This is a genomic window from Microbacterium pollutisoli (genome assembly GCF_053586795.1).
Genome location: NZ_JBNYWT010000006.1, coordinates 44,746 through 71,230 on the forward strand (window position 1 = coordinate 44,746; position 26,485 = coordinate 71,230).

Sequence of the window (26,485 nt, forward strand, 5' to 3'; positions counted from 1 at the left end):
CGGCGACGCCGTGATACAGGGTGTCGCCCGATCTGACAAGCCCCTCGCCGCCGAACTCCCCCGGCAGGCACGATGGCCTCTCCAACCCGCAGTGGCGCTGTGCGCCGCACGACGAGAGGAGCCTTCATGGCACGCATCATCGAGACCATCGACGTCGACGTCCCGGTGACGACGGCGTACAACCAGTGGACGCAGTTCGAGTCGTTCCCGCAGTTCCTGAGCTTCGTCGACTCGGTCAACCAGATGGACGACACGACCACGCACTGGAAGGTGACCATCGCGGGTGCCACGCGTGAGTTCGACGCGTCGATCACCGAGCAGCACCCCGACGAGCGCGTCGCGTGGCGCAGCACGACCGGCGAGGCCGAGCACGCGGGCGTCGTCACGTTCCACAAGCTCACCGACACGTCCACGCGGGTCTCTGTGCAGCTCGACTGGGAGCCGCAGGGCTTCGTCGAGTCGGCCGGCGCGGCGCTGGGCGTCGACGACCATTCGGTCAAGAGCGACCTCAAGCGCTTCAAAGAGTTCATCGAGTCGCGCGGTCAGGAGACCGGAGCATGGCGGGGAGACGTCGAACGGTGACCCCTCCGGCCGATGAGCGGCCGCGCAATGCGACTGATCTGAGCAATCAGACGGCGCTCAACCAGGGGCGTGCGCGGCGATGGCTCATCCCCTCCACCGGGCTCGCCGCCATCGGTCTGGTGCTGTTCGCCCTCGCGATCCCGCTGCAGCCGGTGCTCGGCGTGGTCGGCATCATCCTCACGGTCGCGCTGACGGCCGCGATGTGGATCGTCGCGGTGCGCGTGGCCGATGCGCCCGCCCGCAACCGTGCGCACGCGTGGCTGATGGGGGCGATGGCCGTCGAGATCCTGGCGCTGCTGCTCGTGCTGTGGTTCCTGGAGGCGAACGCGTGACACTTCTGACAACCCAGGAAAGGGAGCCTGTTCATGGTGCGTGAGATGACCGACGAAGAGAAGCGCCGCGACCAGTTGCTGGCGGCTCCGAACGCGACGGAGGAGGACGCGGCCCCGCGCATCGACGTGACGCACCGGGAGGGCGTGACCCGCATCGATGTGCGCGACGACGCCGTCGTCCGGCCGGGAAACCCCATGGAGGAGCCCGCTGAGCAGGACTGAGGTTCAGTCGTCGAGTTGCGCACGGGCTTCGGCCACGGCGCGCTCGGCGTCCACCACCTGCGCGTCGGCCGCACGGTGCTCGGCGGTGATCTCGGCGAGCTCGTCCTGTGCCTGACGCGCTTCGCGCTCGAGGCGTTCGAGCTCCTGCCGCAGCTTCTCCTGACGCGTCGCGAGCTCGTCGGATCGGTCGGCGAGGCGTTTCCGGCGACGTTCGAGGTCGTCACGGGCGCGGGTGGCGTCGCGCACCTGCGCTTCGGCGGTGCGCAGCGCACGTTCGGCCTGCTTGCGCCGTCGCCGCGCGGCGACCTCGTCGGTGGGTGGCGCCGGTTCAGGCGCGTCGGTGTCCAGACCCCCGGCGACCGCATCGGTCAGGTCGACCTCCGCGGCGCCCGACGCCTCGAGGGGCCGGACGAGGCGACCGGATGCCACGGCCGCGGCCGCGCGCGCGTCGAACATCGCCGCGTTCAGCGTCTCCGCCACCGCGTCGGTGGTGGCGGGAGTCACCTTCTCGCCGCGGTCAGCGGCCAGGCGCGCGGCCTCGGCGGCCAACGAGCGCACGAGCGCGCGGCGTTCACGGCCGAGGGCGGTCAGGGCCGCGGCATCCAGGTCCGCCTGCGCCTCGCGCAGTTCGGCCGCCAGCTCCAGGGCTTGGCCGAGCTGGTCGGCGCGCTCCCGGGCGATCACATTCACCACCCAGGCCGCCGTCAGCGGTTTGCGCAGCCGGCTGATCTGCGCCGCGAGCGCGCGGTCGCCGACGACCTTCGCACGGGCGTTGCGGGCGGAGGTGAATTCCGCCGGGGGCAGTGTGTAGAGCTCGGCGGCGATCTCCTCGAGACTCTGATCGACCATCGCCCCATTCTGCCCCTGCCGAACATCCGGCTGCCGGACAACCCCGTTGACGCCCCGGTTCCGGCCGTGGCCGAATGAGCGGCATGGTGGACACGCACGACGATCCCACGCAGCGCGCCTCAGAGGCCGCGCCTCTTCACGAGTGGCTCGACCGGCTCGGGCAGGATGACGGCGCCCCCGGGGGTGGATCGGCCGCGGGCGTAATGCTCGCGATGGCGGCTGCGCTCCTTGAGATGGTGCTCCGCTATGGTGACGGCACCGAGAACGAACGTCTACGCGGACAGGCGGCGCAAGCGCGCGCCGTCGCACTCGAACGCGCGCGAGAGGATGCGCGCGCCTCGGCCGCACTGGGCGCGGCGCTGGCGCGGGACGAGGACGATCCGGATCGGGAGAATGCGGTTCGGCGTGCCGGCATCGATGCGGTGCGGTCGTCGGCAGAACTGGGCGCCTCCGGCATCCACCTCGCCGACATGCTCACCGAGGTGACCGCGCTCGCCCGGCCACCCCTCATGTCCGACGTCGGCGTTGCCGGAGAGGCGCTGACCGCAGGGCTCGGCGGCGCTCTCATCAATCTACGTGCCAACACCGCGCTGCTGGCACGCCACGGCCAGAGCGCGCCCCCGGAGGCCATCGCCGCGGACGCCCGGATGGCAGCCGCCCGGCGCGCGGCCGAGGAACGGGCCGCGGCCGTGCGGGAGCGGTGACACCGTTCGGCCCGGCATCCTTCGTGCTGTGACGGGTTCGTCGCGCTCGGTTCACTCCGCGACGTCGACGACCCGCTCGCCGCCGATGACCGGCGTGATCGACCCTCCGGACGCCGCGGCGACCTCGTCGCGCAGCCGGGGCAGCGCCTCGGCGGGCGCCCAGAGCTCGAAGGTCGCCTGCGCCGCGTACACGGTCTCGCCGAGGGTCGCGCCGGAGCGATGCGCCCACTCGCGCAGCAGGTTGTCGAAGCGCCCGGCATCCGCATGCGGCACCTGCACGCTCACCTGCGTCAGGGCGCGCCGGTGCACGAGCCGGGCCTCGTCGAGCGCCTCCGAGACCGCGGTCGAGTACGCGCGCACGAGTCCGCCCGCGCCGAGCTTGACCCCGCCGAAGTAGCGCGTGACGACGGCCACCACGTCCGTCAGTTCGCGACGCCGCAGAACCTCGAGCATCGGGATTCCGGCCGTGCCGGACGGTTCGCCGTCGTCGGAGGAGCGGGCCTGATCGGCCAGAAGGCCGGTGACCATGGCCGTGCAGTTGTGCCGCGCGTCCCAGTGACGTTTGCGGACCGCCGCGATGACGGCGTCGGCGTCGTCGACGGATCGGACCGGCTCGACACGCGCGATGAACCGGGACTTGCGCACCTCGAGCTCACGCTCGACGGGGGCCGCGATCGTGGCGGGATAGAGGCGACTCACCCCTCCGACGATACGACGCCGGCGCCACACCGACGCCGGGCAAGATGGGGCCCGCCCGGGGCGGGGGTCCCACAGGCGGACCCCATCGGCTGGATTCTCAGTCCGCGGGCACCAGCACGCGGTCGATCGTGTGGATCACGCCGTTGGTGGCCGGGATGTTGAGCCCCCACAGCACCAGGCGGGGATCGCGCAGCGCCGTTGTCTCATCACGCAGGGTGAACCCGCGCGGCGAGACGGTGCCGCCGTTTGGCCATCTCGAGCGACTTCGCGGTGATGACCCGCACCGGCCCGAGTCTCTTGCCCGCGACCACGTGGTACAGCAGGATGTCGGCGATCTGATCTGTGCTGAAGGTCGACGTGATGGCGGTGAGGGCCTCTGCCTCCGACGCGGGCGCCGTGCCGGTGAGGTCGTGGACCAGCCGCAGGAAGGCACGGTCGTTGGGGGCGAAGACCGTGTAGGACGGTGGGCGACCTCGAGCTCGAGACGCCGCCGGAGCGCGTGTGGGACGCCATCGCCGCCGAGATCGGACTCTCCGACGCCGTCGCGCGCCCCAGCGATTCCCCCGCATCTGAGGCCGTTGCACCCGTCGCCGCGGCCGGAGCCGACGCCGGGAAGGAGGCCGGCGATCCCCCCGATGCGCCACCGACCCCCGGTCGCCGTCGGAGTCGGGCACTGTTCACGCTCGCCGCCGCACTCGTCGCGATCGCAGGTCTCGGCATCGGAGCCTGGGTGATCACCGCGCTCTCGCCGCCGGAAACAGTCGCGCGCGCGGCGCTCGAGGCGTTCCCCGGCCACCCGGGCGCCACCGGCACGGCGGACGTGGAAGTGGATCGCGACGGGGCGCGGCAGCTGGTCGTCACGGTCGACGGCGGTGTGGTGGCCGACACCTATCGCGAGGTCTGGCTCATCCGCAACGACGCCGGGGCGCTGATCAGCCTCGGTGTGCTCGAGGACGAGACGGGGAGCTTCCCGATCCCCGCCGGTGTCGACCTCGACGAGTACAGCCTCGTCGATGTCTCCGTCGAGCCGATCGACGGCGACCCGGCCCATTCCGGGGACTCGATCGTGCGGGGCGCGCTGGCGCAGATCTGACCGGCGGGGTCAAGGGCGTCGGGCGATGCACTCCCGCGTCTCCGTCCCGCCTACGCGCACGGCGGCATTCTCCATCGCGCGTCAGCGGAGCGGGTCGAACGGGCGCAGGATGGGGTCGATGGTGCCGCTGACGATCTGTTGAGCCAGGAGCTTGCCGGTCGCGGGCCCGAGGACGAAGCCCCACATTCCGTGACCGCCCGCGACATAGACGCCCGGGGCCCGGGTGGCGCCGACGAGGGGGAGACCGTCGGGCGTCACGGGACGCGAGCCCACCCACTCATCCTGGCGGTCATCGAGGTCGACGCCGGCCAGGAGTCCACGCGCCTGATTGACGATGGCCTGGATGCGACGCGGCTGCGGCGGCTCGTCAGGTCGGCGGAACTCCATGGTTCCCGCAACCCGGAATCGGCCCTGGTAGGGAGTGCACGCGATGCGCTGGAACGGCAAGTAGACGGGGTGCTTCGCGGGGTTCTCGCTCGCCACCGTGAAGGAGTAACCGCGACCCGCCTGCACGCGGACCTTCACCCCCAGCGGGCGCGCAAGCTGCGGCATCCATGCGCCCGTCGCGATCACGACCGAATCCGCCGTGAGCCGTTCACCCGAATCGAGCGTGACACTCGGCGCGCCCTCGGAACCGACCGCGGTGACCGCTGCGCCTGTCCGCAGGTGCGCACCTCGCCCGACGACCGCCTGTCCCAGCGCTTCCATGAAGGGTCCCGGCTCGGTGAACCGCTGCCCGTCCAGCCGGTAGACCGCCTTGACGGCATCGGACAGCTGCGGTGCCAGTTCGCGCGGGTTCTCGACCCGCTTGATCGCCACGTCCTGCCCGTGACCGGCGACGTTGGCGGCCTCCGCGAGGTAGGCCCTGGACTGGCGCTCCTCAGTGAACGCGATCAGAAACGGTGCCTGGCGGGTCCAGGACTGCACTCCACCGTCGGTGAGCTCGTCGAAGCACTCGAGAGCGATCTTGTTCATCGGTGTGAGGGCAGCCATGGTGCGGTGCCATGCACGCATCGTTCCGCGCGAGACGAACCGGGCCAGGAATGCCCAGAGTGCCGGGTCGACGCGGAACGGGACGTGCAGTGCGGCGTCCGGATCCAGGAGCGCTCTCGGTCCGTAGGTCCACACGCTGGGGTCGGCCAGCGGGATGGTCTTCGCGGGCGCGAGGTATCCCGCGTTACCCCAAGACGATCCGGCCGCGACACCGGTCTTGTCGATCACCGTGACCTCGACACCACGCTCCTGCAAGTGCCAAGCCGTCGCCAGCCCGACCATTCCCGCACCCACGACAATCGACCGCGGCATCCCAGGTCCTCTCTGACACTGTTCCGACAGACAGTAGTCTGCCCTGCCTCCGCACTTCCCCGATCAGGCTCGTCGACACGCAACGCGAAACCCCCGCGATCCCAGGATTTCTCAGGGATCTGCGGGGGTTTCGGATGGCGGTGACGGTGGGATTTGAACCCCTATCGCGGGTCAATGGATGCCGGCACGACCGGCGCGATCCGCGTGATTCCGCGGAAGTTGGGCACATGTGCGCACACCTGAAAACGGGGTCGCGCAGAAGTTCCGTTACCGCTGCGTTACCGCTGCGCGCTCGCCAGTCCGTGCGCAAGACCGCTCCGGTGGATGTCGACGGCCGCGCGGCCTTGCGCGCTCAAAGGCCGGAATATGGGAGGGCAGACACACCGCGTCGGCGAAGTCGACCGACGAGTCTGCCGATTAATGGTCGCGCCGCGCGAGTGAACCAGGTGTGGCGACCGACTTTCCGGACGACCCAGGGGCTAGTGGCATAGTAGCTGCGTACGAAAAGGCGACCGCCGACGGACTTAAGTAGTTTGTCATCGCGCCATCGGCGTAGCACCCATACTTCGGGAGCGTCATAGGAACCGTACACGGCCGTCGCCACGTAGCAGCCTCCGGACTTTGGCGCCTGCGCAGGCGACTCGGAAGGGGCAAGAGACTCCTTCAACGTCGGCCCTGTGACCGGCGAGGCGTGCTTGACCTGGACAACAACGTCACCACGTCGCGATCCGTCGCCTTCGGGTACCCACTCGCGGGCCGCCGTTACGACCCCGCGCACAAACCGCTCCACCCGCTGGGCTCCCTGCTGGGTGAGCGTGTGACCGTCTGCCTCAAGGAAATCAGGGGCTCTGGCAGGGAGCTCCTGCAGATACACGCTCCATCTGTCTCCGTCCGGCCCGAGGATGCCGACCTGTCGCACGCCGCTCTCCGCTGCGATCCGTTGTTCGGCAGCGGCAGCGGCGGCGCGCAATCCTTTGTCTCCACCGAGGATCGGAACGTCGCTAGCAGACACCTTCTCTCCGCGCCGCATCGCCTCACGCTGCTCCTCCGTCGGCATCGGGATGCCAGCGCCGGTAGTCATCCCGAGAAAGCCTGGGAACGCTGCTAGGAGCACGCGTTCTCGAGGCACATCGATCAGAACCAAGATCAGGTCGAGCACGACGCCGTACTGAGTGTGGAGAGGCTGGAACACCCGGAGCAGGTTGCGTCCAGCGAAGGCGGAAGGCTCTGTCTTCCTCGACTCCGCAATCACCGCTGAGCGCCAGAACGGCGCGTTGCTGTGCCATGTCAGGTGGTCTGGCAGACCGACTTGGTACCACTCAGGCATCCGAGATCCTCGCTGTCGGGACGCAACAATGAACTGCACGACCAGCCTAGAGGTGACCGAGCGAACGCGCCTAGCGCCAGATCTCAAGTGCGCCCGGGTCCCACATCTCCATCTGAGCGACAACGCCTTCGTACAAATAGATTTCGCCACTGCCGCAGATCGTGGCGTCGGCTTCGATCGGTTGGAGCGAGACGTCCCAGAAGATGAATGTGAACCGATCCGCGGAAGGGTAGTCACGCCCAACGTTGACGAAGGTTCCGTCGGCAGTCTCGCGGACGCTCATGAGCGGGCCGCACACACGCTGAACGGTTCCAGCATTCTCCCGTGCGCGATCCCACCCGAGGCCGCCGTCCGGCCATTCCTCGGCGGCGGGAAGTTCGGTCACCCCGAACGTGCAATACCCATCCTCCTCGAGAAGCGCAACCGATTCTTCCCGCATGTTGTAGCCGAGGAGTTCTTCGCAGGAGTCAATCTTGAACTCGCTGTCGATGGCGTTGGAGAGATAGTCGACCGCGATGTCGTACTCGTTTGAGCAGGCGTCACTCAACGCCTGCATGACTGAGTCGACGTCTCCAGTTCCGGACCTCTCGTACGAGATCGCCGCCGAAAGCAACTGTGAGCAAGAAGGCGGCGCATACGTGGACATGCTCGACCCCGAACTGCATGCGGCCATCACCGTGGCCGATGACAGAACCAGGAATGCCAAGCCGGCCGCCCGCGAGCGAGAAGTCATTGGAGAAGCCCGTCACGCTGCGCGCGCTCTTCGAGAAGCACCATGATCATTGCCCAGCGCCCGCGCTCCATGCGCGCGACCTCCAGCGACGAAGTCCGATGCCGCGACGGCCACTTCGGAAAGAGCGCGACAAACGCACTTGCCAGCGCGACTCCGACGTCAGACTTGGACCAGTGCTCCACTTCTTCGTAAGAGGAACCCCCAGTGACCGCGTACGCGGCCTCGACCGCGATGGGAAACTGGCTCGTTCGCACGGCGATGCTGTACCCCTCGATCACCTCGTCAATGGTCAGATCGTCTAGGTCGAGATCGAACGGACTGTGCCTCAGCAGATCAGCGAAGAACCTCGCCGCCTTCTCCTTCGACTGCGGCGATCCGTCGTTCGCTCCCGACCGCGCAGCGAGCGTGGCGATGGCAACGCCTTGTGGGCTCTCCCGGAGGCGACGATCATGCCCGGACAGTGCCAGATTCGCAATCCCACCGATGAGCTTCCAGACGAGCCAGATCCCTACAATGACCCCGCCAACGATGAGAACGACTCCCCAGAAGTCCATCAACACCCTTCCGCATGAACGCGGGCGTATGACGTCCGCCGATCGAAGTGCGCCCGCGCTTCGGCCGCACAGCTCATAGTTGTCCGCCGACGTCAGAGTCCGCAACTCGCCCACGCAGGGCAACGAAGCGATGTTCGTTGAGCGCCACCGCGACGGAGTCGAGATCGTCCTCGAAAAGCTCGGCGTAGGTGTCGAGTGTCATCGCCGCGCTCGCATGACCGAGCATCCGCTGAACCGCTTTGACGTTGGCTCCGGCGCTGATCGCGAGCGACGCCGCGGTGTGACGCAGATCATGCGGAGTGACCCGAGGCATGATCGGCGGCGCTTCCTCTCCACGCTCCTTCGCCTCAGCTGCAGCCTTGGCATCCTCGGCGCGAATCCTCTTCACCGCACCCGCGAACCACCCGGAGACGGCGTTGCCCGGCCGGAGGTATCCTCCGAACTCCGCCGGCCAGAGCAAATCGTTGGCCGCCTTACCCTTCACCGCAGCACGTACGGACTTGTCCAAGAACGCCGGGTAGACCACGGCGCGCCGCTCATGCGTCTTCGGAGTGCCGACCTGCACGTGTCCGTTGACTTCGACCGCGTTCTCTTCGATCAGCACTCGACGCCGCATGACGTCGACGTTCCGGACTCTGATCCCGGTGACCTCGCCCCAGCGCAGGCCGGTGTACGCGGTGAAGCGGATGACATCGGGATAGCGGGATGCCGCTGCCAGACGCTCCACCTGCTTGTGGCTGAGAAACGGCTTCGGCTTCTTCGACTTCTTCGGCGTCTTCACCTCGCGTGCCGGGTTTGCTGGAATCCGCCGATCACGCACCGCGCCGCCGAGGATGGTGGCCAGCACTCCGTGGCACCGCTTCACCGTCGTTGGCGACTTGGTCGCGGCGAGCTCGGCGATCCACGCGGCGACCTCGGTGTGCCGGATCGAGCCGACACGTCGAGCTCCCCACTTCGGCTCGACATGGATCCTCCACGAGCTCTCGTCCGAATGGTAGGTCGAGGGCTTCACCCCGGTCTGGTGGGCGACGAGCCATTCCGCGCCCAGCGCCGCGACTGTGGCGTGCGCGTCGCTCGGAGCGATATAGGTGCCGGCGGACTTCGATACCTCGATCTCGGCGATGTACGCCTCGGCGTCGCGCTTACGGAGGAAGCCGCCCTTGCGAGCCGTCTTGCCGTCGGGCTTCCGGTACCTCGCCTCCCAGCGCTTGCCAGCCTTCGTGTCGTACGAGTACGCGGAACCCATGCCGACAGTCTGCCGTGGGCCACAGACGTCGGTGCAAATGTGAGCGTCCCATGCGGCAGTCATCATTGAGATTGTGACGACCACTGAACACTGGCTCAGCGCGATCCGCGACACCTACACCGATCTCGATGGTTGGCAGGCACGCGCAAAGAAGATGCCACCGGAACAACCCGAGGGCGGCAGCTTGCTGGCCGCCGACGATGCGCTGTTCCCGTGGCATCCCATCAGTGAAGCGTCTCGTATCTCGTTGGTCGTCGCCGGAGAACATCTGCGACTCGCTCGGACGGCGATCGAGGCACGCCAGGTGTACCCCAGCGCTCATTTCACAGCCCTCCGTGGAGCACTCGTCGGCGCCGCGCAAGGCGTGTGGGTCCTGTGCCCGTCCGATCCGCATGGGTCAAGCCCCGGGTGGTGGTGTAACGGTCGGTGGTCCTTCTGCTGTTGAGATTGGTTAGGCGCTGAGTTCGAGGACGGGGTCGGTGTTCACCTCCGGCTCGGGTTCGGTGACGAGGGTCAGTCGGGACTTGGCGAGCATCTCGAGGCCGAGGTAGCGGCGCCCTTCGGCCCACTCGTCGGTCTGCTCGGCGAGCACGGCGCCGACGAGGCGGATGATCGCGTCGCGGTTGGGGAAGATGCCCACCGAGTCGGTGCGGCGGCGGATCTCCCGGTTGAGGCGTTCGTTCGGGTTGTTGGACCAGATCTGCTGCCAGAGGCCCTCGGGAAACCCGGTGAACGCGAGGATGTCCGCCCGGGCCGCGTCGAGGTGCTCGTGCGCGTCGGGGAGCTTCTCTTCGACGTAGTCCAGGAGCCGGTCGAACTGTGCGTTCACGGCGTCTTTGTCGGGCTGGTCGTAGACCGAGTGCAGCATCGCCTTCACCGCCGGCCACATGGCCTTCGGTGTGACGGACATCAGGTTCGCCGCGTAGTGGGTGCGGCAGACTCCCACTGTCAACTGGGTGCAGATCTGTGTGTGTTTGCGTGGGCGCGCTGAAGGCGCCGCTCGGCCCCGGGTGTCGGGCAGCGGCTCGCGGGGTGCGCGATCACGCGGCGGTGATCAATGCGGCTGAGCCGTGGCGGGCCGGGTCGTAGGTCTCGTGGTTGGTCCAGCAGCGCCAGAGGATGCGGGTCCAACGGGCGGCGAGGCCGCGGAGTGCGCGGTGATAGCGCTGGCCCTTCTGGTCACGGGCGTCGCGGAACGCGGCGGCCGCCCAGGGTGAGAGCTTGATGGAGTTGAACGCCCACCACATGGTCGCTTCTCGCAGCCTGCTGTTCGCGGCGTAGCGGAACCTGACCGACCGGGACCTGCCCGAGGAGCGGGTGACCGGGGCGAGGCCGGCTTCGGCGAGCAGCACTTCGGATTGCGGGAACCGGGCCCGGTCCTCACCGATCTCGGAGAGCAGTACCGCGGTCAGCACGGGTCCGATGCCGGGGAAGCTGGCGAAGATCACCGCGTCCGGGTGCTCCGCCGTGGCCGCGGCGATCGCATCGTCATATTCGGCGAGTTGAGTGTTGAGCAGTTGCAGCACTTGGGTGAACGCGAGAGCGGAGAAGCTCTTGCCCGCAACCGTTCCCGGGGAGCCGGAGAGCAGATTCTGTCGCATCCGGTCGGCGAGGGTCTGCGCGGGAACTCGGCCGGTGTAGTGGTGGCGGGAAAGGAACCCGGCCATCCTGGTGGTCTTCACCCGCGATGCGTTCGCCGGCGTCGGATAGTCGGTCACGAACGACAGCGTGATCTGCCGGTCGACGGACGAGAACAGCCGGACTGGCGCGGGGTGGTAGGCCTCGAGGATCATCCGCAGCTGGCTCTCGGTCGCTTGCTGCGTTTCGAGGAGCCGGTCGCGGTCGCGTGTGAGCGCCTTGATCTCCGCAAGAAGCGGCGACGGGACAGACAGTGGGCGCCAGTGCGCGTGATCGAACCGGAGCGTGTCGGCGAGCACGAACGCATCGAACCGGTCGTCCTTGACCGCGGCGACCTTGTAACGCTCCCGCGCTCGAGCGGAGATCCTCGGAGACACCGGGAACACCACGTGCCCGATCTCTTGGAGATGCTCAACGAGCAGCCCTTCAGAGCGTTCGATCGCGATCGGGACCTGCGGCCCGAAGCCGTTCAGGTGCTGGTCGAGTTGGTGGAGCCCGGCGACGTCGTGACTGACGCGGGTTTCGAGCAGCCGCTTCCCGTCGGGCGCGACAACGCAGAGCTGGTGGTTCTCACCGCCCCAGTCGATGCCGGCGAACACCGGCCACGTTGGCGAGTTGAGGTCTTGCATGAGCGCTTCTCCTTCGAACGAGGGGTCCGCCTCGTGACGAACTCCTCTGGACGCTCACTCAGGTGCTCCCGCTGTCGGGGCACGACTCCCACTAGCCAGTCGGAATCCGCCACCGCCGGGAGGGACAGGTCTGCCGCTGGACCTCAAAGGTCACGCTGCCAAGGTCCTCTCCCGACGGTGAGGATGAACCAGCGGGACGATCCCGCCACCACCCATGTTGACGAGTGAGCGTTGCCAGACCGCGCCGGGCAGGTTCGCCGCGATCGCCTCCACGAGCCCGGCATGGGCGTCACTGGTGACCAGGCGGACCCCGCCCAGGCCGCGGGCGACGAGGTCGGCGAAGAACGAGTTCCAGGCTGCGCCGGTCTCGCTGGTCGCAATCCGCAGGCCCAGGACTTCCCTGCGCCCATCGGCGTTTACCCCGGTCGCGACGAGCACGACGGCATTGATGACCCGGCCGCCTTCGCGGACCTTCATGGTCAGCGCGTCGGCGGCGACGAACGTGAACGGTCCCGCGTCGCCGAGCGGGCGGTGGCGGAACTGGTCGACGTGTTCGTCGAGGTCCGCGGCCATCCGCGACACCTGCGACTTGGACAGCGAGTGGATCCCGAGGGTCTTGACGAGCTTGTCCATCCGGCGGGTGGAGACCCCGGCGAGGTAGCAGTCCGCGACGACGGTGATCAGCGCCGTCTCGGCGCGTTTGCGGCGCTCGAGCAACCATTCCGGGAAGTACGTTCCGGTGCGCAGCTTCGGGATCGCGACGTCGATCGTGCCGACGCGGGTGTCCAGGTCGCGGTGCCGGTAGCCGTTGCGCTGCGCCGAGCGATCCGGGGACGGCTGACCCCATTCCGCGCCGACCACGGCGTCCGCGTCGGCGGACAGCAGCGCGTTGATCATGGTCTGCAGCAACTGCCGCATCAGATCCGGCGACGAATCGGCGAGGGCTTCACCCAGCAGGCGGGCAGGGTCGACAATATGAGGAGCGGTCATCGTGATGATGCCTTTCGAGTGGGATGTGAGTGGGCTGACCCCGTTTCGTAGGTCCGGTCGTTATGCGAGTCGTCCTGTTGCCCGCGGTCGCGGGCAGGGAGACTGGTCAGATCATGACGAACAGCAGGAAGCGTCACACCCCGGAACAGGTCGTCCGCAAGCTCGGGCAGGCCGACAGGATGCTCGCCGACGGTGCGGATGTCGCGGCGGTGTGCCGAGAGCTCGGGGTGTCCGAGCAGACGTACTACCGGTGGCGTAACCAATACGGCGGACTCAAGGCCGACGACGCGAAGCGCCTGAAGGAGCTCGAGAAGCAGAACGCGACCCTGAAGCGGCTGCTCGCCGAGGCGGAGTTGGAGAAGGCCGCGCTCAAGGAGCTGGCTGAGGGAAACTTCTAGGCCCGGGCAGGCGCCGCGCCGCCGTCGCTCACCTGATCAGAATACTGCAGGTGAGCGAGCGGATGGCGTGCCGTCTGGTCGGGCTGAGCCGCTCCGCGTACCGACGCCCGCTCAACGCCGACACGGTCACGGACCCAGACCGGGCGCTGCGGGAGTGGCTGCGCGCATGGGCGAAGAACCATCCCCGCTACGGGTACCGGCGGGCGTACCACGACGCCCGCGCCGAGGGGTGGGTGGTGAACCACAAGAAGATCCAACGCCTGTGGCGTGACGAAGGGCTCCGGGTCCCGCAGCGCCGGCGTCGCAAGCGCGTCGGATCTTCGACCGTCGACGCGCCGACGGCGGACGCGCCGAACGTGGTGTGGGCGGTGGACTTCCAGTTCGACGCCGACGAGCACGGCCGACCGGTCAAGATCTGCTCGATCGTCGACGAACACACCCGGGAATGCATCGGCGGCCTCGTGGAGCGCTCGATCACCGCCGACCGGCTCACCGCCCACCTCGAGGACCTCGTCGCCGCCCGGGGCGCCCCGGCGGTGCTCAGGTCGGACAACGGGCCGGAGTTCATCAGCGAAGCGATGGCCGACTGGGCCGGCACCCGCACCGGCCTGTCCTACATCCCTCCGGGCTCGCCGTGGCGCAACGGGTACGTCGAGTCATTCAACAGCCGGATCCGCGACGAGTGCGTCAACATCAACAGCTTCTACTCGCTACTGCACGCGCAGGTCGTGATCGGCGACTGGAAGGACGAGTACAACCATCACCGCCGGCACTCCTCGCTCGGCTACCTACCCCCAGCCGAGTACGCTCGGCAATGCACCCATCAAATCGAAACCGACGACTCACACACCGTCCGGACCGAATAACGGGGGCGGCCCATGAGAGTTTCCTCGAAGGACCACACGGTGACCGCGCCCACGTTCAAGACGGGACCGGTCACCGCGCGCTACACCACTTTAAGGGGCACTACTAACTCCCCTCATCAAAACACCCGGGCGCATCCGGGCGTGGCGCCGAAACGGGGGCCTCTCTGCCCACGCTTTACCTGGCCGACGGCCGATGGCATTCGGCGGCGACAGTGTGGATCTGAGGCGTTCGAGGAGTGAGCGTCCAGGTCATCGCGATTGACGTCCGTTGTGCAGCTTGTCGGCTGGGGCAACCTCGTGAACTTGATGAGCCCCGGCGCCGGACACTCGTGAGTGCGAGCCGCCGGTCCCCCGGAAACCTCAGAAGATCGTTGCGAACCACTCGACGAAACGGATCGCGGCGGGGCCGAACTTCCACACTCGACCCCGCCGCCTGCGAGACGACGGCCTCTGCTACTGGACGGCCGCCATCTCGGTCCTATTGTGCTTGCATGTGCTGAACCTGGACCATGCCGTTAACCGCATATATCCGCACATTGAAGGATTTGGTGCCAGTCCAGTTCGTCACCGACGCGAGATTGTAGGTGAACTGGCCCGTCTGATTGGAGTCTGGCTCCAGCGTGATGTCCCCGCTGCCGTCGTTGACTTTCAGCGCCCAGCGAGCTGAGCCGTACACCGCACCGACGTCGATAGTCAGCTGGGGGTGTGCGCCGACGTCGTAGGTGACCTGCTTTTGCACCATCCCATATCCGACAGCACCGCCGTCGACGTCTTCATACCGGACCACCGCCGCGCCGCCGGTCGCGCTCATGAATGAGTTGTATGGGTTCATCCAATCGCTAATGTCCTCGAAGCTATCGATCACCGGGAAGACATCGGGCACGTTCGGGACGGGAATGCTCGAAGTGTCGAAGGTGAAGGCGACTGGGGCGCCGGAATCGAGGCGAAGGCCGTTCAGCAGCCAGGTTAGTTCGATCGCTTCGGCGGCGGTGAAATTGCTCGGTGCGACACTGTCGACCTTTACACCGGTGGCTGTGGGAATGAGCACCTCTCCGAACTGTTTACCTCGGATCACGTCCCGCAAGGCAGACTTTGTGAATTGTTGCGCTTGCACGTGACCGCCGTTCCCAAGCAGACCATAAATAATCAGGTTCACGTCGGGGTACTTGTGGTAATGGAAATTGTCCAAGTTGTCGTCAGGACGGTGGATACTGGCGAAGAATTCCTTCATCCTGTCCATCTGGTTGGTGGGCAGACCAGAGATTGACAGAGCGGTAGACTTAAACATGTCGTTTCCGATCGACCATTCCTTAGGGATGGCCGTGTACTGGTAACTCACGCCGTAGATAACGTCTGGTTCCTGGAAAAACCAGTCGTCGAGTTCGGCGATCATCGCGAGGCGCTTAGTCTGCCACATGGTGGCGTCTGCGGTGAGGCCGAGTTCGTTGGCAATCTTGATCGCGAACTCGGTGTCGAACAGCCAGGACGAGATGAAGTTAAGGTCTTTCTCCTCGGGTATGTCGTGACCGCAGCAAATCCACCGTGGGTTGTCCTCTGCCCAGTCCAAGAATCGCTTCAAGTCAGCATAGGCGCTGGCCAGGTAGGTTGCGTTGTCAGAGTTCTGATACAGCATCCATGCCGTCTGCGCCAGTCGTGTCGGCAACGATTCCCCGCCAATCATGCCATTGGCATCTACCTCGGAAAGCAACCCGAGGTAGGACTGCCAAGCTTGGTCCGGCATCAGGAACGACAGCATCTGGTATCCGAACGCGCTCTCCCACTGCGCGGTTCCGGGATTTGCGTCGCTACCGAAATTCCACAGCGATGGTTTCCCTGCCATTACCTGCGGGTAGGGATAGGTACTGGCATTCTCCGGCAACGAATCCACAAGCCCCTGTAACAGAAATGCCCAAGCGGAGTAGTACATCTTCTCGTGTTGCTGGGCGGTCACTCCCTTCGCGTCGATTCCAGAGATGCCCCAGTTGGTGGGCGCCGGGGCCGCCTTCAACCAGCCGGAGAAGTCAGCCTTCACCTGGTTCAGGCTGGTAACTACCGGCTGATCGAAGGCTGCCTTTGCGCGAGTGATCGCCGCCGCGCTTCCTTCCGAAGCCGCCGCCACTCCGACACTCAGTCCCAGATTCCCGGATCCAGCGAACGCCTTCCGGTAGGTCCAATTCCCTCCGCTGACGGTAGCGGTTTCCAGCAGCTCGACGGGTGCGAGGTCGCCTCCGTCGAGAGAAACAACGTGCACCGCGTAGAAGTACTTGCTGTCGGAGACCAAGACCACTTTGTCAGTCCCGCCGATCCACTGCGCGCCTCCAGATCCGGGCACGGCGCCGCTCAGCACGACCTCGTTGTTCACTGTCGCGTTCACCTGCATGACGCGAATCATCGTGGACTGCGCGTCCTTCATGAAGTCATAGCCGGCGATGGTACTACCCGGACTACCGTAGCTAGCGTTGAACCCGATCCTGTACGGATACCACGTGGTGCCGACCGTGGTCGCGCTGGCAGGGGCACCCCCGGGCGTGGCAAGTTCGGTGCGCACGATACCGTTGAGGTTGACGGTGCTCGTGCCGAACCACCCGCCGAGATTCATGCTGAGCCGCGTATCCATCGGCCCGGCAGGTGCCTTTGAGTCCGAAGCCTGGTTGGCGTTTAGGGTCAGGCGGGAGCCCGGGTAGCTGTGCCATCGGTACTGGGACGCGGAGGAATCCGCAAGCGAGTCGATGTCGAAGGAGGCGTCGCCGGTCATGTCCACTCCGCCGATGACGGTTGCCGAGGCAACCGTCGGCACGCTGATGACCGGGCTCAGTACCGCGAATAGCGCCGACGCCAGCATCATCGCGATGGGTCTGATTGCGGGTTTATCGGACCATCTGCGCTGCAACGTTGTGGCCCTCAACCGCTGCTTTCCAACTCGTTTCACGATCATGAATGCTCACCTTCGGTTGCTTGTCGGTCGACGTGATGCGTGCGACCAAAGAGCCGCGCCGCGTACGGTTCGGACTTTGACATCGGCAGCATCGGGACATCGGTGTCTCGTCGTTTTGAGGACGCCACCATCGCCAAGTAGCTCTCTGCAACTCCCCGGCTACAGGCGAACCCTGTTGCCCGTGTCGTGTGACCGAATCGCCGCGTCGTAGATTGCGTGCGTGAACGCGGCTTCCTCGGGTCGCACGGTGCCGAATCGAGTGCCTAGGGCGCCTGCGCGCTCGGCGAGGAACGCCGCCCACATCTGCAGAATCGCGTCGGAGAAGCCAAACTCGAAGTTGGCTCCGGTGACCGTCGGCCAGATGGACTGACTGCCTACATCGATCTGCTTCCAGGTCTGCTCACGGCCTACGCCCGGGATGTCGTCGAACGAGAACACTTCAACGAGTTTGGGGTTCTTTGTGCTGAATCGAACCCCCCCGTCCAAACCGATCGCTTCGAATTCCCACGTGTTCTTCTGCCCGGGATCGATCCGTTTGGTCTCGGTGGTGAGCGGGAACCGTTCGCCGTCGTGGATAGCCCAACTGTGGATAACCGCGTTGTCCCAAGTATCGCAGGGCTCCGCAGCGCCGGTGGGCCCGGGCCGTTCCGTGACGATGTTCTGAAGCACGCCATACACCGATTGGGGCTTCCAGCCGAGGCGCAGCGGAATGTGCCAGGTGTGCATGCCGAGGTCGTTGAGCACACCGCCGCGACCGCAGTACTTGTTCTGGCGCTTCCAATTCAGCGGCTTGTCAATGTCCACGTCACTGCTGTGCAGGAAGGTGTTCTTTGCCTCGATGATCCTGCCCAGCGAACCGGACAGCACGTAGTTGATGGCCAGCTGGGCGCCCGGGAAGAACGGCATCTCGCTGGAGCAGCGAACGAACGAATCCGGGTGAGCGTGCCCCGCGGCCAGAATGGCCTGGGCGGCGACGGTGTCTATGCCGAAAGGCTTTTCGGCGAGCAGGCTCTTGCCGGACTCGATGACGTCGACGTACAACTGCTGGTGCAGATCGTGTCGCACCGCGACATAGACGACATCGATGCTGTCATCCCGGAGCAATTCGCGGTAATCGGTCACCCGGGTGGTCACCGTCGGGATCGCGTCGAACCAATCTAGCGCGGCCGGGTTGATGTCGCAGACGGCCGTCAGCCGGGGTGTGACGGGATGGTCGATCAGCGCAGGCCACCGTTGAATGGCAGCGGCGATCTCTCGCCCCATCAGGCCGCCGCCGACGATGGCCACGTTTACGGTCTCAGTCACGAGTGGTCTCCGATCAGGTCGAGCGCGGCCGACACGTCGGCGTCTTCATGCAGCACTGCCATCAGTGCACGGGTGATCCCCGCAGGGTTCGGGTGCTGGATGATGTTGCGGCCGTACACGATGCCCGATGCGCCCTGGGCGAGCACGGCGACCGTGCGTTCGATGAGGGTACGGTCGTCCACGCGGCCACCGCCGCGCACCAGCACGGGAACATCCCCCGCCGCGGCGACGACTCGGTGATAGTCCTCGATAGCATCGGTCGGGTCGGCCTTGATGAGGTCAGCGCCCAGCTCGCGCGCTTGACGGACCAGCGTGGTCACCTTGGCGGTGTCGCCATCGACCATGTAGCCGCCACCGGCCTTCTCGTTATCCTGCATCACCAGCGGCTCGACCATGAGAGGCATGCCGTAGCGGGTGGCCTGCTCTCGCAGCGCCATGATCGACTCGATGTTCGCCTCGCGGATCTCCGGCCGACCGGGGATCTGCATCAGGTTGACGCAGACCGCGACCGCATCTAGCCGCACGGCCTCCTCGATCGCATTCGGCACGTGCTTGCTGAAGATGTGCGCATCCAGCGGGTTGCCGTACACGTTGGCCACGTCGGTGCGCAGCACGAGAGCTGGCTTGGCCTTCCCCGGGATGGATTGCAGCAGCCGCGCCTGGCCGAGGGTGAGCTGGATGGCGTCGGGCCCGGCATGCACGAGGGTGTCCACGACCGATGTCATGTCCTCGATCCCGGCCAGGAACGACGGCTCCCCGAAGTACCCGTGGTCCACGGCGACATCGAACGCACGGCCTGATCGGGGATTGAAGAGCCTATTGAGGCGGTACGGCTGCATGGGATGTACTCCTGTTCGTCGGCGCGCGGCCGAGGCTTGGGATTTCGATGTCTGTCTGTCATAGTAGACATCGTGGAACAACGTTGTCTAGCCGAACCCCGCTCGTGTCTCGCCGGAGGCGCTCCGTGAATCGTGTCGTCGTCGCCGGCCATGTCTGTGTGGACCTGACCCCATCGCTGCGGACCCTTTCGATCGAGCCTGGTCGCCTGTCGACGGTGGGCCCGCTGTCGGTGGCGCTCGGGGGGAGCGTTGCCAACACCGGCCGGGCACTGGTCGCGTTGGGCCATGACGTGGAGCTCGCTGCACGAGTGGGAACGGATGAGTTGGGCCGTATCGCCGGGCACCTACTCCGCAGCTCTGGCCTGCACGGCGTGCCGACGGTGTCCGCTGAAGCTGGCACGTCGTATTCGATCGTGATCGAGCCGCAGGGCACCGATCGCAGCTTTTGGCACTACGTGGGTGCGAACGAGCTGTTCGATGGCTCCGAAGTGACTGTGGACGCGGAGATCGTGCATTTGGGCTACCCGTCGCTGCTGCCGCGGCTGGTCGCTGACGGCGGGGTGGCGCTGCGGGTCCTCCTGCAACGGGCTCGGCAGGTGGGCGCGGTCACGAGCGTCGATCTGGCGGTTGTCGATGACGCGACCATGGTCGACTGGGAATCGGTACTGCGGGATGCGATGCCGCAGATCGATGTCATCACTCCCAGTGCGGACGATCTACGCTCCGCGCTTCGCCAACCGCGCGCCACCGCGCCAGATCTGGTGGAGATGCTCCTTGACTGGGGAGCAGCGGTCGCGACCGTCTCGGATGGGCCGCGCGGAATGTCACTGGGCGTCGCTGGAGCCGGCCGACTGGCTGCCGCCGGGGAGACCCTGGCGCGGCTCGCCGGAGACTGGGCGGACAGCCGTGTGTATCAACCGACAAGCGTATTGCGCCAGCACACCACCACCAACGGCGCCGGGGACGCCGCGACGGCGGGCATCCTGTCGGGCATCCTCCGCGGCGAGTCCCCCCCAGAGACGACCGCGCGCGCCGCGCGAACAGCCGCCGCCGTTATCGAGGGCGACCTGCTCGGCGCCTACACCATCCCCACCCGTGACGGAACTACGAGCGAGGCCCAATGAAACCTATCGTTCTCCCCGCCAATCAGCCGCGGGACCGCTTCTATGCCGGCGGTGCGGCGATCGCGAGGTTCCGCCGCGACTCGTCAGCGCTGCCGAATACCCCCGAGGACTGGGTAGCGTCAGTAACTACTGTGCGAGGCGAGCACACCCAGGGTCTGTCACGGCTGCCGGATGGCACGCTGCTGGCAGACCGGGTTCAGTCCGACCCGGAATTCTGGCTCGGCAAAGCACACCTGCGGGCATTCGGTGCGGACCCGAACCTGCTGGTCAAGCTCCTGGACGCGGGACAACGGTTGCCGGTGCACGCGCATCCCGACGACGAGTTCGCGGCCCGGCATCTCGGCGCCGCGCACGGCAAGGCGGAGGCCTGGTACATCCTCTCGCCCGGAGTCATTTTCCTCGGTTTGAAGGAAGACTTGTCCGCGGGCGAGCTGCACCGGCTCGTCAGCACTCAGCAGATCTCATGCCTGCTCGAGCGGATGCACACCGTTCCCGTCGCATCCGGCGACACCGTATTCGTCCCGCCTGGCGTGCTGCACGCGATCGGAGACGGAATCCTGTTGGTAGAGGTGCAGCAGCCGGAAGATCTGTCCATCCTGCTGGAATGGCGCGGATTCAATCTCGACGGCGCCAAGGACGGCCACTTGGGGCTGGGTTTCCCGGCGGCGTTGCGCGCGGTGGAACGCTGTGGTCGCAGTTTCCAGGACCTCAACGCCCTGATCCGCCGCGCTCCCGGTCCGGGACCGACGCTGGTCGAACCGGCAACACCCTTCTTCCGGCTCGACCTAATCGAGGTGCCCTCGCTGGCCGTACTGCCCGCCGGTTTCGGGGTCATCGTCGTCCTCGAGGGCGACGTCAGCCTTCGCACCGATTCTTGCGACATCGCGGCGGTGGCCGGATCGACCGTGTTGCTGCCTGCCGCGGCGGGCGCGGTGACAGTGGCCGGAAGCGGCCGTATCCTGCATTGCCGCCCACCAGCGCCGGAGCAACGATGAGTGCGAGTGTGGACGGGCTCACCGTGGCGAGCCTGGCTGACGCGCACCTGCTTGCACATACGTCCGCTCCGGCGGAGGTGGTGGAACGGTTCGGAGTCCCAGGAAGCAATGACCCGGCCAGGGTGTTCCTCAGCAGAGTGATGGGCGGCTTCGAGCACGAAATACTCGCGTCCCGGGGACTGGACATCGGATACGCGTCCTGGCGCGGCGTTCCCCTCGCGTGGCGTTCCCCCGTACAGGACGCGCGTCCCCTGGATCAGCCCACCGGTTCCTCCTGGCTGTCCCGGTTTATCGGCGGCCTGCTGACCAGCTGCGGGCCATTCCACATTGGCGCGGCGACCGCCGAGCACGGCCTCCATGGCGACTTCTCACACCGCCCGGCGGCACGCATCGTCGCGGATGCCCGCAATGCCCGCACCGTAGTGACAGGCGCGGTGGAAGTGCATGACCTGTTTGGCGGCTCCGTCACGATCCAGCGCACCATTGAGTCCTACGCCGGCGCGGATTTCGCACGTATCAGCGTGCATGACCGGGTCGAGAACACCGGGCCGGTCTCGGTGCCGGTCCAGATGCTGTACCATGTCAACATCGGCCCTCCCGTCGCAGTACCCGGCACCCGCGTGCAGGTGGACGCCGACAATTGGCAGCCCCGCAGCCTCGTCACCGCGGTCCCCGCCCCGTCGCCGCTGCCGCCGGTGTGTGACGCCGTAGTGGAAGCAGTCTTCGCGCACACTGGAATCCGTACGGGCGCGGACGGCTGGGCCCATGCCGTCGTCGCCCGTCCCGGGTCGGGCCTCGAGGTGGACGTGGCCTGGGAACCGCAGGGCCTTCCCTACATGCACCAGTGGGTATATCCCACCAGGGGACGGTGGGCGCTGGCGCTGGAACCGGCCACCGTGCCCCTTACCCCACTCGCCGCCACCACAGATAGCGGGGACGCTGCCGTCGGTCCCAACCAATCGCGGGACCATAGGATCATGATCACCGTGCGCGAGGTAGCGTGATCGAGCACCGGCCACCTAGGCGCACGGAACTGTCTATGGAGGCGAGTATGGGCGCGAATCCGACGATGAACGATGTCGCACGGGTGGCAGGTGTGGCGCTTAAGACTGTGTCACGTTACGTGAACGGCGAGACGAACATCAACCCGCAACTGGCAGCGCGAATCGGGGCGGCGATCGAGGAGCTCGGCTACCGACGAAACCTCGCTGCCGCCAGCATCCGCCCTGGGTGGACGAGCAAGATTCTCGGTCTGGTAATCAGCGATCTGTCCAACCCATACTATTCGACCCTCACCCAGGCCATCGAGCTGACCGCCCGCGCACGAGGTTATCTGCTCATCAGCGCGAGTTCGGAAGAAGACGGACAGACCTTCGACCGTGTGATCGATCGGTTGATGGAACAGCGCGTAGACGGGCTGATTGTGGTGCCACCGAAGAGTCCGAACCGGCCGTGGTCGACGGTTGCGCCCCCTGTTCCACCGCTGGTGGTGCTCGACCGCCCGATGGATGCGGCCGGGTTAGCCGACACCATCCTCGCCGACAACGCAGGTGGCGCCTCGCACGCCGTGCGCGCTCTGGTCGAAACCGGTGCCCGCCGAATCGCGTTCGTGGGCGACAGCCTCGCCCTTTACACGATGCAGGAGCGGTTCGACGGCTACCGTACCGCCCTCGCGGACGCGGACCTCGTCGTCGACTACACCCTCGTTGCCAGCGATGCCCACAGCCAAGAGGACGCAACGGCCGCCGTGCTCCGACTCTTGGACGGCGCCAATCCCGATGCGATCTTCGCCGCCAACAACCGTGCCGCGATCGGGGCGCTGTTCGCCTTTCGCCGCCACGGGCGGCGTGTCCCGCTGATTGCGTTCGACGACTTCGAAGCAGCACAACTCGCGATGCCCGCCGTCTCGGTGGTCACGCAGAACATTTCGCAGATGGGCCGCCTCGCCGCAGAGCGTGTCATCGCGCGCGCGAATGGTGACGGCGCACCGGCAACCACCACCGTCCTCCCCACCACGCTCGTGCTGCGCGGCTCGGAGCGGCCCGACACCCCTCAGGAATACGATCAATGCCATCCCGCCCCATTTCCGTCCTTGACCGCGCCGACCTCCCCGCCGATCTGACCTTCCTCGACCGGTCGATCGATCGGTTCGCCCGCGCACACGATGCTTCGCACTACCTGCTCATCCCATCGGTCGTGATTCAACCCACCAGCACGACCGACGTGGCCGCGGTGTTCCAGTCCTGCACTCAGCGAAAGGTGCCGGTGACGCTGCGATCGGGTGGCACCAGTCTCAGCGGCCAAGGAGTAACGGACTCGGTGCTGCTCGACATCCGTCAAGGCTTTCAGCGCATCGTCGTTAGTTCCGACGGGACGACCGTGACCGTCGAGCCTGGTGTGACGGTGCGGCAGGTCAACGCTCGGCTGTCCCGGTTCCAACGGAAGCTGGGTCCGGATCCCGCGAGCGAGATAGCCTGCACGATCGGCGGGGTGGTAGCCAACAACTCCAGCGGCATGGCGTGCGGAATCACACAGAACACTTACCGCACGCTGCGCTCCATGGTGGTCACCCTGCCCAGCGGCACCACAATCGATACCGGCGCCCCCGACGCCGATGAGTTGCTTCGCACCCATGATCCCGACCTGCACGCGGGCTTGATCGCACTGCGCGAGCGCATCACCAGACGGCCAGACCTGGTCGCCGAAATTCGACGGCAGTATGCGATCAAGAACACGATGGGCTACGGACTCAACTCGCTGATCGACTTCGAAACGCCCGCGGACATCCTCAGCCACCTGATGATCGGCAGTGAAGGCACCCTCGGGTTCGTGTCAGAGGCCACCTTCGAGACCGTTCCGGTTAGCCCGGCCATCGCCACCGGCCTGCTCGTCTTCCCCGATCTTGCCACGGCCACCGCCGCCCTGCCGGCGCTGGTGGAAGCGGAACTGGCAACCATCGAACTCATGGATGCCACCTCCCTGCGGGTCGCACAGACTCTCAGTGACGTGCCGGATGTGATCGCAGGGATCTCCGTCGAGTCGCACGCCGCACTATTGATCGAACATCACGCGCAGGACGCGGCCGAGCTGCAGGCGCGCGTCGCCACATTCCGGAACATCTCATCGGGGTTGCAACTGGCGAGGCCGTTTACTTTCACCACCGACCCGGCCGCGCGCGCGACACTGTGGCATGTGCGCAAGGGGCTCTACACAGCGGTGGCCGAAGCGCGACCGTCGGGCACGACCGCGCTGCTGGAGGATATCGCGGTACCGGTCGACCGGCTGCTAACCACGTGTGAGCGACTCGTCGATCTGTTTGCCCTGCACGGGTACACAGATTGTGTGATCTTCGGACACGCCAAAGACGGCAATGTGCACTTCATGATCAGCGAGCGATTCGACGACCCGGCCAGCGTCGCCCGTTACGAACGCTTCACCGCCGACATGGTGGATCTGGTCCTCGAACAGGGCGGCACCCTGAAGGCCGAGCATGGCACCGGCCGGATCATGGCGCCGTTCGTGCGTCGTCAGTTCGGCGACGAGCTGTATGGCGTGATGCGTCGGATCAAAGACCTGTTCGACCCTGCTGGCATCCTGAATCCTGGGGTGCTGCTGTCGGAGGACCCGTCGTCGTATCTTAGCGATCTGAAGTCGGCACCAAGGGTCGAAGAGGAAGTGGACCGCTGCGTCGAATGCGGGTATTGCGAACCCACCTGCCCGAGCAAGACCCTCACCCTGACCCCCCGCCAGCGGATCGTGTTGCGCCGGGAGATGCGGGCCGCCGAGGATCGCGGTGACACAGCCCTGCTGGCTGACCTTGCCCGGGACTACGACTACGACGGTGTCCAGACGTGCGCCGTCGACGGTATGTGCTCTGTCGCGTGCCCGGTCGATATCAATACCGGCGATCTCGTTCGGCGCCTGCGGGCGGAGACCGCCAACCGGTTCACCGGTGCTGGCTGGAACCTGGCCGCCCGGAACTGGGGAACCGTTGCCCGCGCCGGGGGGGCTGCGCTCTCGCTGGCAGGTGCGCTGCCCACGCCAATCGTCACCGCCGCCACCGACGTGGGCCGGATGCTGCTGGGTGCCGACGAGGTCCCGCGCTACTCCAGCGATCTGCCCCGCGGAGGATACCCCCGGCGCGGCGGTGGCGTCACGCCCGGCGCGGAGGCTGTGTTCTTCGCCGCCTGCACCGGCACAATGTTCGCCCCTGGTGGCGGCGGCGTGGGTAGCAGCGAGGCGTTCCGTCTGCTGTGCGAACGCGCGCACTTGACGATTGTGGAGCCTGACCACGTGTCCTCGATGTGTTGCGGCACCCCCTGGAAGTCGAAGGGACACCGCGACGGGTACGACACGATGACCGAGCAGGTCCTGCCTGCCCTTCTTGTAGCCAGCCGCGGCGGCCAGCTGCCGATCGTCTGCGACGCCGCCTCGTGCACCGAGGGATTGCGGTCGATGGCCGCCCGGGCCCACTCAACCGGGCCCGCGTACGCCAACCTTCGCTTCGTCGATTCCGTCCAGTATGTCCGCGAGCGACTTCTTGGCCGGCTCGTCGTCACCACCCCAATATCGTCCATCGCGCTGCATCGCACCTGCTCGACCACGCAGCTTGGCATCGACGACGATCTGGCCGCAATCGCCCGCGCGCTCAGCCCCGACGTGTTCGAACCGGCGGAGTGGGGTTGCTGTGCGTTCGCCGGGGACCGTGGCATGCTGCACCCGGAGTTGACCGCGTCCGCCACCGCCCGGGAAGCAGGCGAGGTCAATTCGCGCGCCTTCGCGGCCTACGCGTCCGCCAACCGCACCTGCGAACTCGGAATGTCACGCGCCACCGGGAAGACCTACGTTCACATCCTCGAGCTCCTGGAACACAGTACCCGGCCGCCGCAACCCACCAGTTGACCCCAGGAAACTGGGCAAGGACCCGCCGGGACCGCGATGCGTGCCCCCCGCGAGTTCGCGTCGGCGGATTCACGCTGTCGGGTCACAGCGAACGGGTCATCGAACGAGGATGCCCGCCCGGCGATGCGATAGCTCGCGCGGCGGTACGCCATCGGGCCGTGAGGCTCACCAGCGGGCGACGCGCGGCAGCGAACCGATTCCCCAGCACAGTCCGCCGC

Annotated in this window: 25 protein-coding genes and 1 pseudogene; 12 read left to right on the plus strand and 14 right to left on the minus strand. The window is 66.6% G+C overall.

Annotated elements, in window-relative coordinates:
- Positions 1–126 precede the first annotated feature (126 nt).
- From ACQ143_RS13135 to ACQ143_RS13145, 3 genes are read left to right on the plus strand one after another with little or no spacing between them, the layout of a single operon-like run.
- A complete protein-coding gene (locus ACQ143_RS13135; protein ID WP_449571159.1) occupies positions 127–582 on the plus strand; it encodes an SRPBCC family protein in 456 nt (151 codons plus the stop codon).
- Positions 579–914: a hypothetical protein gene (locus tag ACQ143_RS13140; protein ID WP_449571160.1), complete on the plus strand. Its 336-nt coding sequence runs from the start codon at positions 579–581 to the stop codon at positions 912–914. Before ACQ143_RS13135 ends, ACQ143_RS13140 begins: the two co-directional genes overlap by 4 nt.
- Positions 915–959: 45 nt before the next feature.
- The gene (locus ACQ143_RS13145; protein ID WP_449571161.1) at positions 960–1,136 is read left to right on the plus strand and encodes a hypothetical protein; all 177 of its coding nucleotides are present in this window, start codon (positions 960–962) and stop codon (positions 1,134–1,136) included.
- A 3-nt stretch (positions 1,137–1,139) separates the two neighbouring features.
- Here the strand turns inward: ACQ143_RS13145 and ACQ143_RS13150 are convergent, their stop codons facing one another.
- Positions 1,140–1,985 (minus strand): transposase, encoded by an 846-nt coding sequence (locus ACQ143_RS13150; protein WP_449571162.1) that lies wholly within the window; start codon positions 1,983–1,985, stop codon positions 1,140–1,142.
- Positions 1,986–2,068: 83 nt separating this feature from the next.
- On the opposite strand from ACQ143_RS13150, the gene ACQ143_RS13155 reads away from it, so the two are divergent.
- Positions 2,069–2,689, plus strand: a complete 621-nt coding sequence (locus tag ACQ143_RS13155) for a cyclodeaminase/cyclohydrolase family protein (protein ID WP_449571163.1) — start codon at positions 2,069–2,071, stop codon at positions 2,687–2,689.
- Between the two features lie 51 nt (positions 2,690–2,740).
- Here the strand turns inward: ACQ143_RS13155 and ACQ143_RS13160 are convergent, their stop codons facing one another.
- Together ACQ143_RS13160 and ACQ143_RS13165 are read right to left on the minus strand one after the other, a co-directional pair.
- Complete coding sequence (locus ACQ143_RS13160) at positions 2,741–3,388, minus strand: IMPACT family protein (protein ID WP_449571164.1); 648 nt, start codon at positions 3,386–3,388, stop codon at positions 2,741–2,743.
- Between the two features lie 206 nt (positions 3,389–3,594).
- Positions 3,595–3,957 (minus strand): fasciclin domain-containing protein, encoded by a 363-nt coding sequence (locus tag ACQ143_RS13165; protein ID WP_449571165.1) that lies wholly within the window; start codon positions 3,955–3,957, stop codon positions 3,595–3,597.
- Between ACQ143_RS13165 and ACQ143_RS13170 the strand changes: the two genes are divergently transcribed.
- Positions 3,852–4,481 carry an anti-sigma factor gene (locus ACQ143_RS13170; RefSeq protein WP_449571166.1) on the plus strand — a complete coding sequence of 210 codons (630 nt, stop codon included), beginning with the start codon at positions 3,852–3,854 and terminating at the stop codon, positions 4,479–4,481. The genes ACQ143_RS13165 and ACQ143_RS13170 overlap by 106 nt on opposite strands.
- Positions 4,482–4,562: 81 nt before the next feature.
- Here the strand turns inward: ACQ143_RS13170 and ACQ143_RS13175 are convergent, their stop codons facing one another.
- From ACQ143_RS13175 to ACQ143_RS13195, 5 genes are all read right to left on the minus strand, one after another.
- Entirely contained in the window at positions 4,563–5,786 is a 1,224-nt protein-coding gene (locus ACQ143_RS13175; protein WP_449571167.1) for an NAD(P)/FAD-dependent oxidoreductase, read from the minus strand.
- Positions 5,787–6,138: 352 nt separating this feature from the next.
- Positions 6,139–7,113 carry a CFI-box-CTERM domain-containing protein gene (locus ACQ143_RS13180; RefSeq protein ID WP_449571168.1) on the minus strand — a complete coding sequence of 325 codons (975 nt, stop codon included), beginning with the start codon at positions 7,111–7,113 and terminating at the stop codon, positions 6,139–6,141.
- A 70-nt stretch (positions 7,114–7,183) separates the two neighbouring features.
- Positions 7,184–7,759: a hypothetical protein gene (locus ACQ143_RS13185; RefSeq protein WP_449571169.1), complete on the minus strand. Its 576-nt coding sequence runs from the start codon at positions 7,757–7,759 to the stop codon at positions 7,184–7,186.
- 83 nt (positions 7,760–7,842) lie between these two features.
- The gene (locus ACQ143_RS13190) at positions 7,843–8,400 is read right to left on the minus strand and encodes a hypothetical protein (protein WP_449571170.1); all 558 of its coding nucleotides are present in this window, start codon (positions 8,398–8,400) and stop codon (positions 7,843–7,845) included.
- A 73-nt stretch (positions 8,401–8,473) separates the two neighbouring features.
- Positions 8,474–9,646: a tyrosine-type recombinase/integrase gene (locus tag ACQ143_RS13195; RefSeq protein ID WP_449571171.1), complete on the minus strand. Its 1,173-nt coding sequence runs from the start codon at positions 9,644–9,646 to the stop codon at positions 8,474–8,476.
- Positions 9,647–9,719: 73 nt separating this feature from the next.
- Here ACQ143_RS13195 and ACQ143_RS13200 point away from each other — a divergent pair, with 73 nt between their 5' ends.
- Positions 9,720–10,091 carry a hypothetical protein gene (locus ACQ143_RS13200; RefSeq protein WP_449571172.1) on the plus strand — a complete coding sequence of 124 codons (372 nt, stop codon included), beginning with the start codon at positions 9,720–9,722 and terminating at the stop codon, positions 10,089–10,091.
- A 6-nt stretch (positions 10,092–10,097) separates the two neighbouring features.
- On the opposite strand, the gene ACQ143_RS13205 is transcribed toward ACQ143_RS13200, so the two are convergent.
- From ACQ143_RS13205 to ACQ143_RS13215, 3 genes and pseudogenes are all read right to left on the minus strand, one after another.
- Positions 10,098–10,667, minus strand: coding sequence for a transposase (locus ACQ143_RS13205; RefSeq protein WP_449571303.1), 570 nt, complete (start codon positions 10,665–10,667; stop codon positions 10,098–10,100).
- A gap of 19 nt (positions 10,668–10,686) precedes the next feature.
- Entirely contained in the window at positions 10,687–11,883 is a 1,197-nt protein-coding gene (locus ACQ143_RS13210; RefSeq protein ID WP_449571173.1) for an IS110 family transposase, read from the minus strand.
- A gap of 222 nt (positions 11,884–12,105) precedes the next feature.
- Positions 12,106–12,903, minus strand: a pseudogene (locus tag ACQ143_RS13215) (IS256 family transposase); the annotation flags it as partial.
- A 113-nt stretch (positions 12,904–13,016) separates the two neighbouring features.
- Here ACQ143_RS13215 and ACQ143_RS13220 point away from each other — a divergent pair.
- A protein-coding gene (locus ACQ143_RS13220; protein ID WP_449571174.1) for an IS3 family transposase occupies positions 13,017–14,167 on the plus strand; the annotation gives its coding sequence in 2 pieces (ribosomal slippage) (positions 13,017–13,287 and positions 13,287–14,167; 1,152 coding nt in all).
- Between the two features lie 478 nt (positions 14,168–14,645).
- On the opposite strand, the gene ACQ143_RS13225 is transcribed toward ACQ143_RS13220, so the two are convergent.
- The 3 genes from ACQ143_RS13225 to ACQ143_RS13235 form a co-directional block, all read right to left on the minus strand.
- On the minus strand, positions 14,646–17,012 hold the full coding sequence (locus ACQ143_RS13225) for a hypothetical protein (RefSeq protein ID WP_449571175.1): 2,367 nt from the start codon (positions 17,010–17,012) through the stop codon (positions 14,646–14,648).
- Positions 17,013–17,261: 249 nt separating this feature from the next.
- Complete coding sequence (locus ACQ143_RS13230) at positions 17,262–18,407, minus strand: Gfo/Idh/MocA family protein (protein WP_449571176.1); 1,146 nt, start codon at positions 18,405–18,407, stop codon at positions 17,262–17,264.
- Positions 18,404–19,327 carry a class I fructose-bisphosphate aldolase gene (locus ACQ143_RS13235; RefSeq protein WP_449571177.1) on the minus strand — a complete coding sequence of 308 codons (924 nt, stop codon included), beginning with the start codon at positions 19,325–19,327 and terminating at the stop codon, positions 18,404–18,406. The genes ACQ143_RS13230 and ACQ143_RS13235 overlap by 4 nt, the downstream gene beginning before the upstream one ends.
- A 44-nt stretch (positions 19,328–19,371) precedes the next feature.
- Between ACQ143_RS13235 and ACQ143_RS13240 the strand changes: the two genes are divergently transcribed.
- From ACQ143_RS13240 to ACQ143_RS13260, 5 genes are all read left to right on the plus strand, one after another.
- The gene (locus ACQ143_RS13240) at positions 19,372–20,370 is read left to right on the plus strand and encodes a carbohydrate kinase family protein (RefSeq protein WP_449571178.1); all 999 of its coding nucleotides are present in this window, start codon (positions 19,372–19,374) and stop codon (positions 20,368–20,370) included.
- Entirely contained in the window at positions 20,367–21,365 is a 999-nt protein-coding gene (locus ACQ143_RS13245; RefSeq protein ID WP_449571179.1) for a class I mannose-6-phosphate isomerase, read from the plus strand. The genes ACQ143_RS13240 and ACQ143_RS13245 overlap by 4 nt, the downstream gene beginning before the upstream one ends.
- Positions 21,366–21,373: 8 nt before the next feature.
- Complete coding sequence (locus ACQ143_RS13250; protein WP_449571180.1) at positions 21,374–22,369, plus strand: DUF4432 family protein; 996 nt, start codon at positions 21,374–21,376, stop codon at positions 22,367–22,369.
- A 65-nt stretch (positions 22,370–22,434) separates the two neighbouring features.
- Positions 22,435–23,487 (plus strand): LacI family DNA-binding transcriptional regulator, encoded by a 1,053-nt coding sequence (locus ACQ143_RS13255; protein WP_449571181.1) that lies wholly within the window; start codon positions 22,435–22,437, stop codon positions 23,485–23,487.
- The gene (locus tag ACQ143_RS13260; RefSeq protein WP_449571182.1) at positions 23,433–26,267 is read left to right on the plus strand and encodes an FAD-binding and (Fe-S)-binding domain-containing protein; all 2,835 of its coding nucleotides are present in this window, start codon (positions 23,433–23,435) and stop codon (positions 26,265–26,267) included. Before ACQ143_RS13255 ends, ACQ143_RS13260 begins: the two co-directional genes overlap by 55 nt.
- Positions 26,268–26,485: the final 218 nt, after the last annotated feature.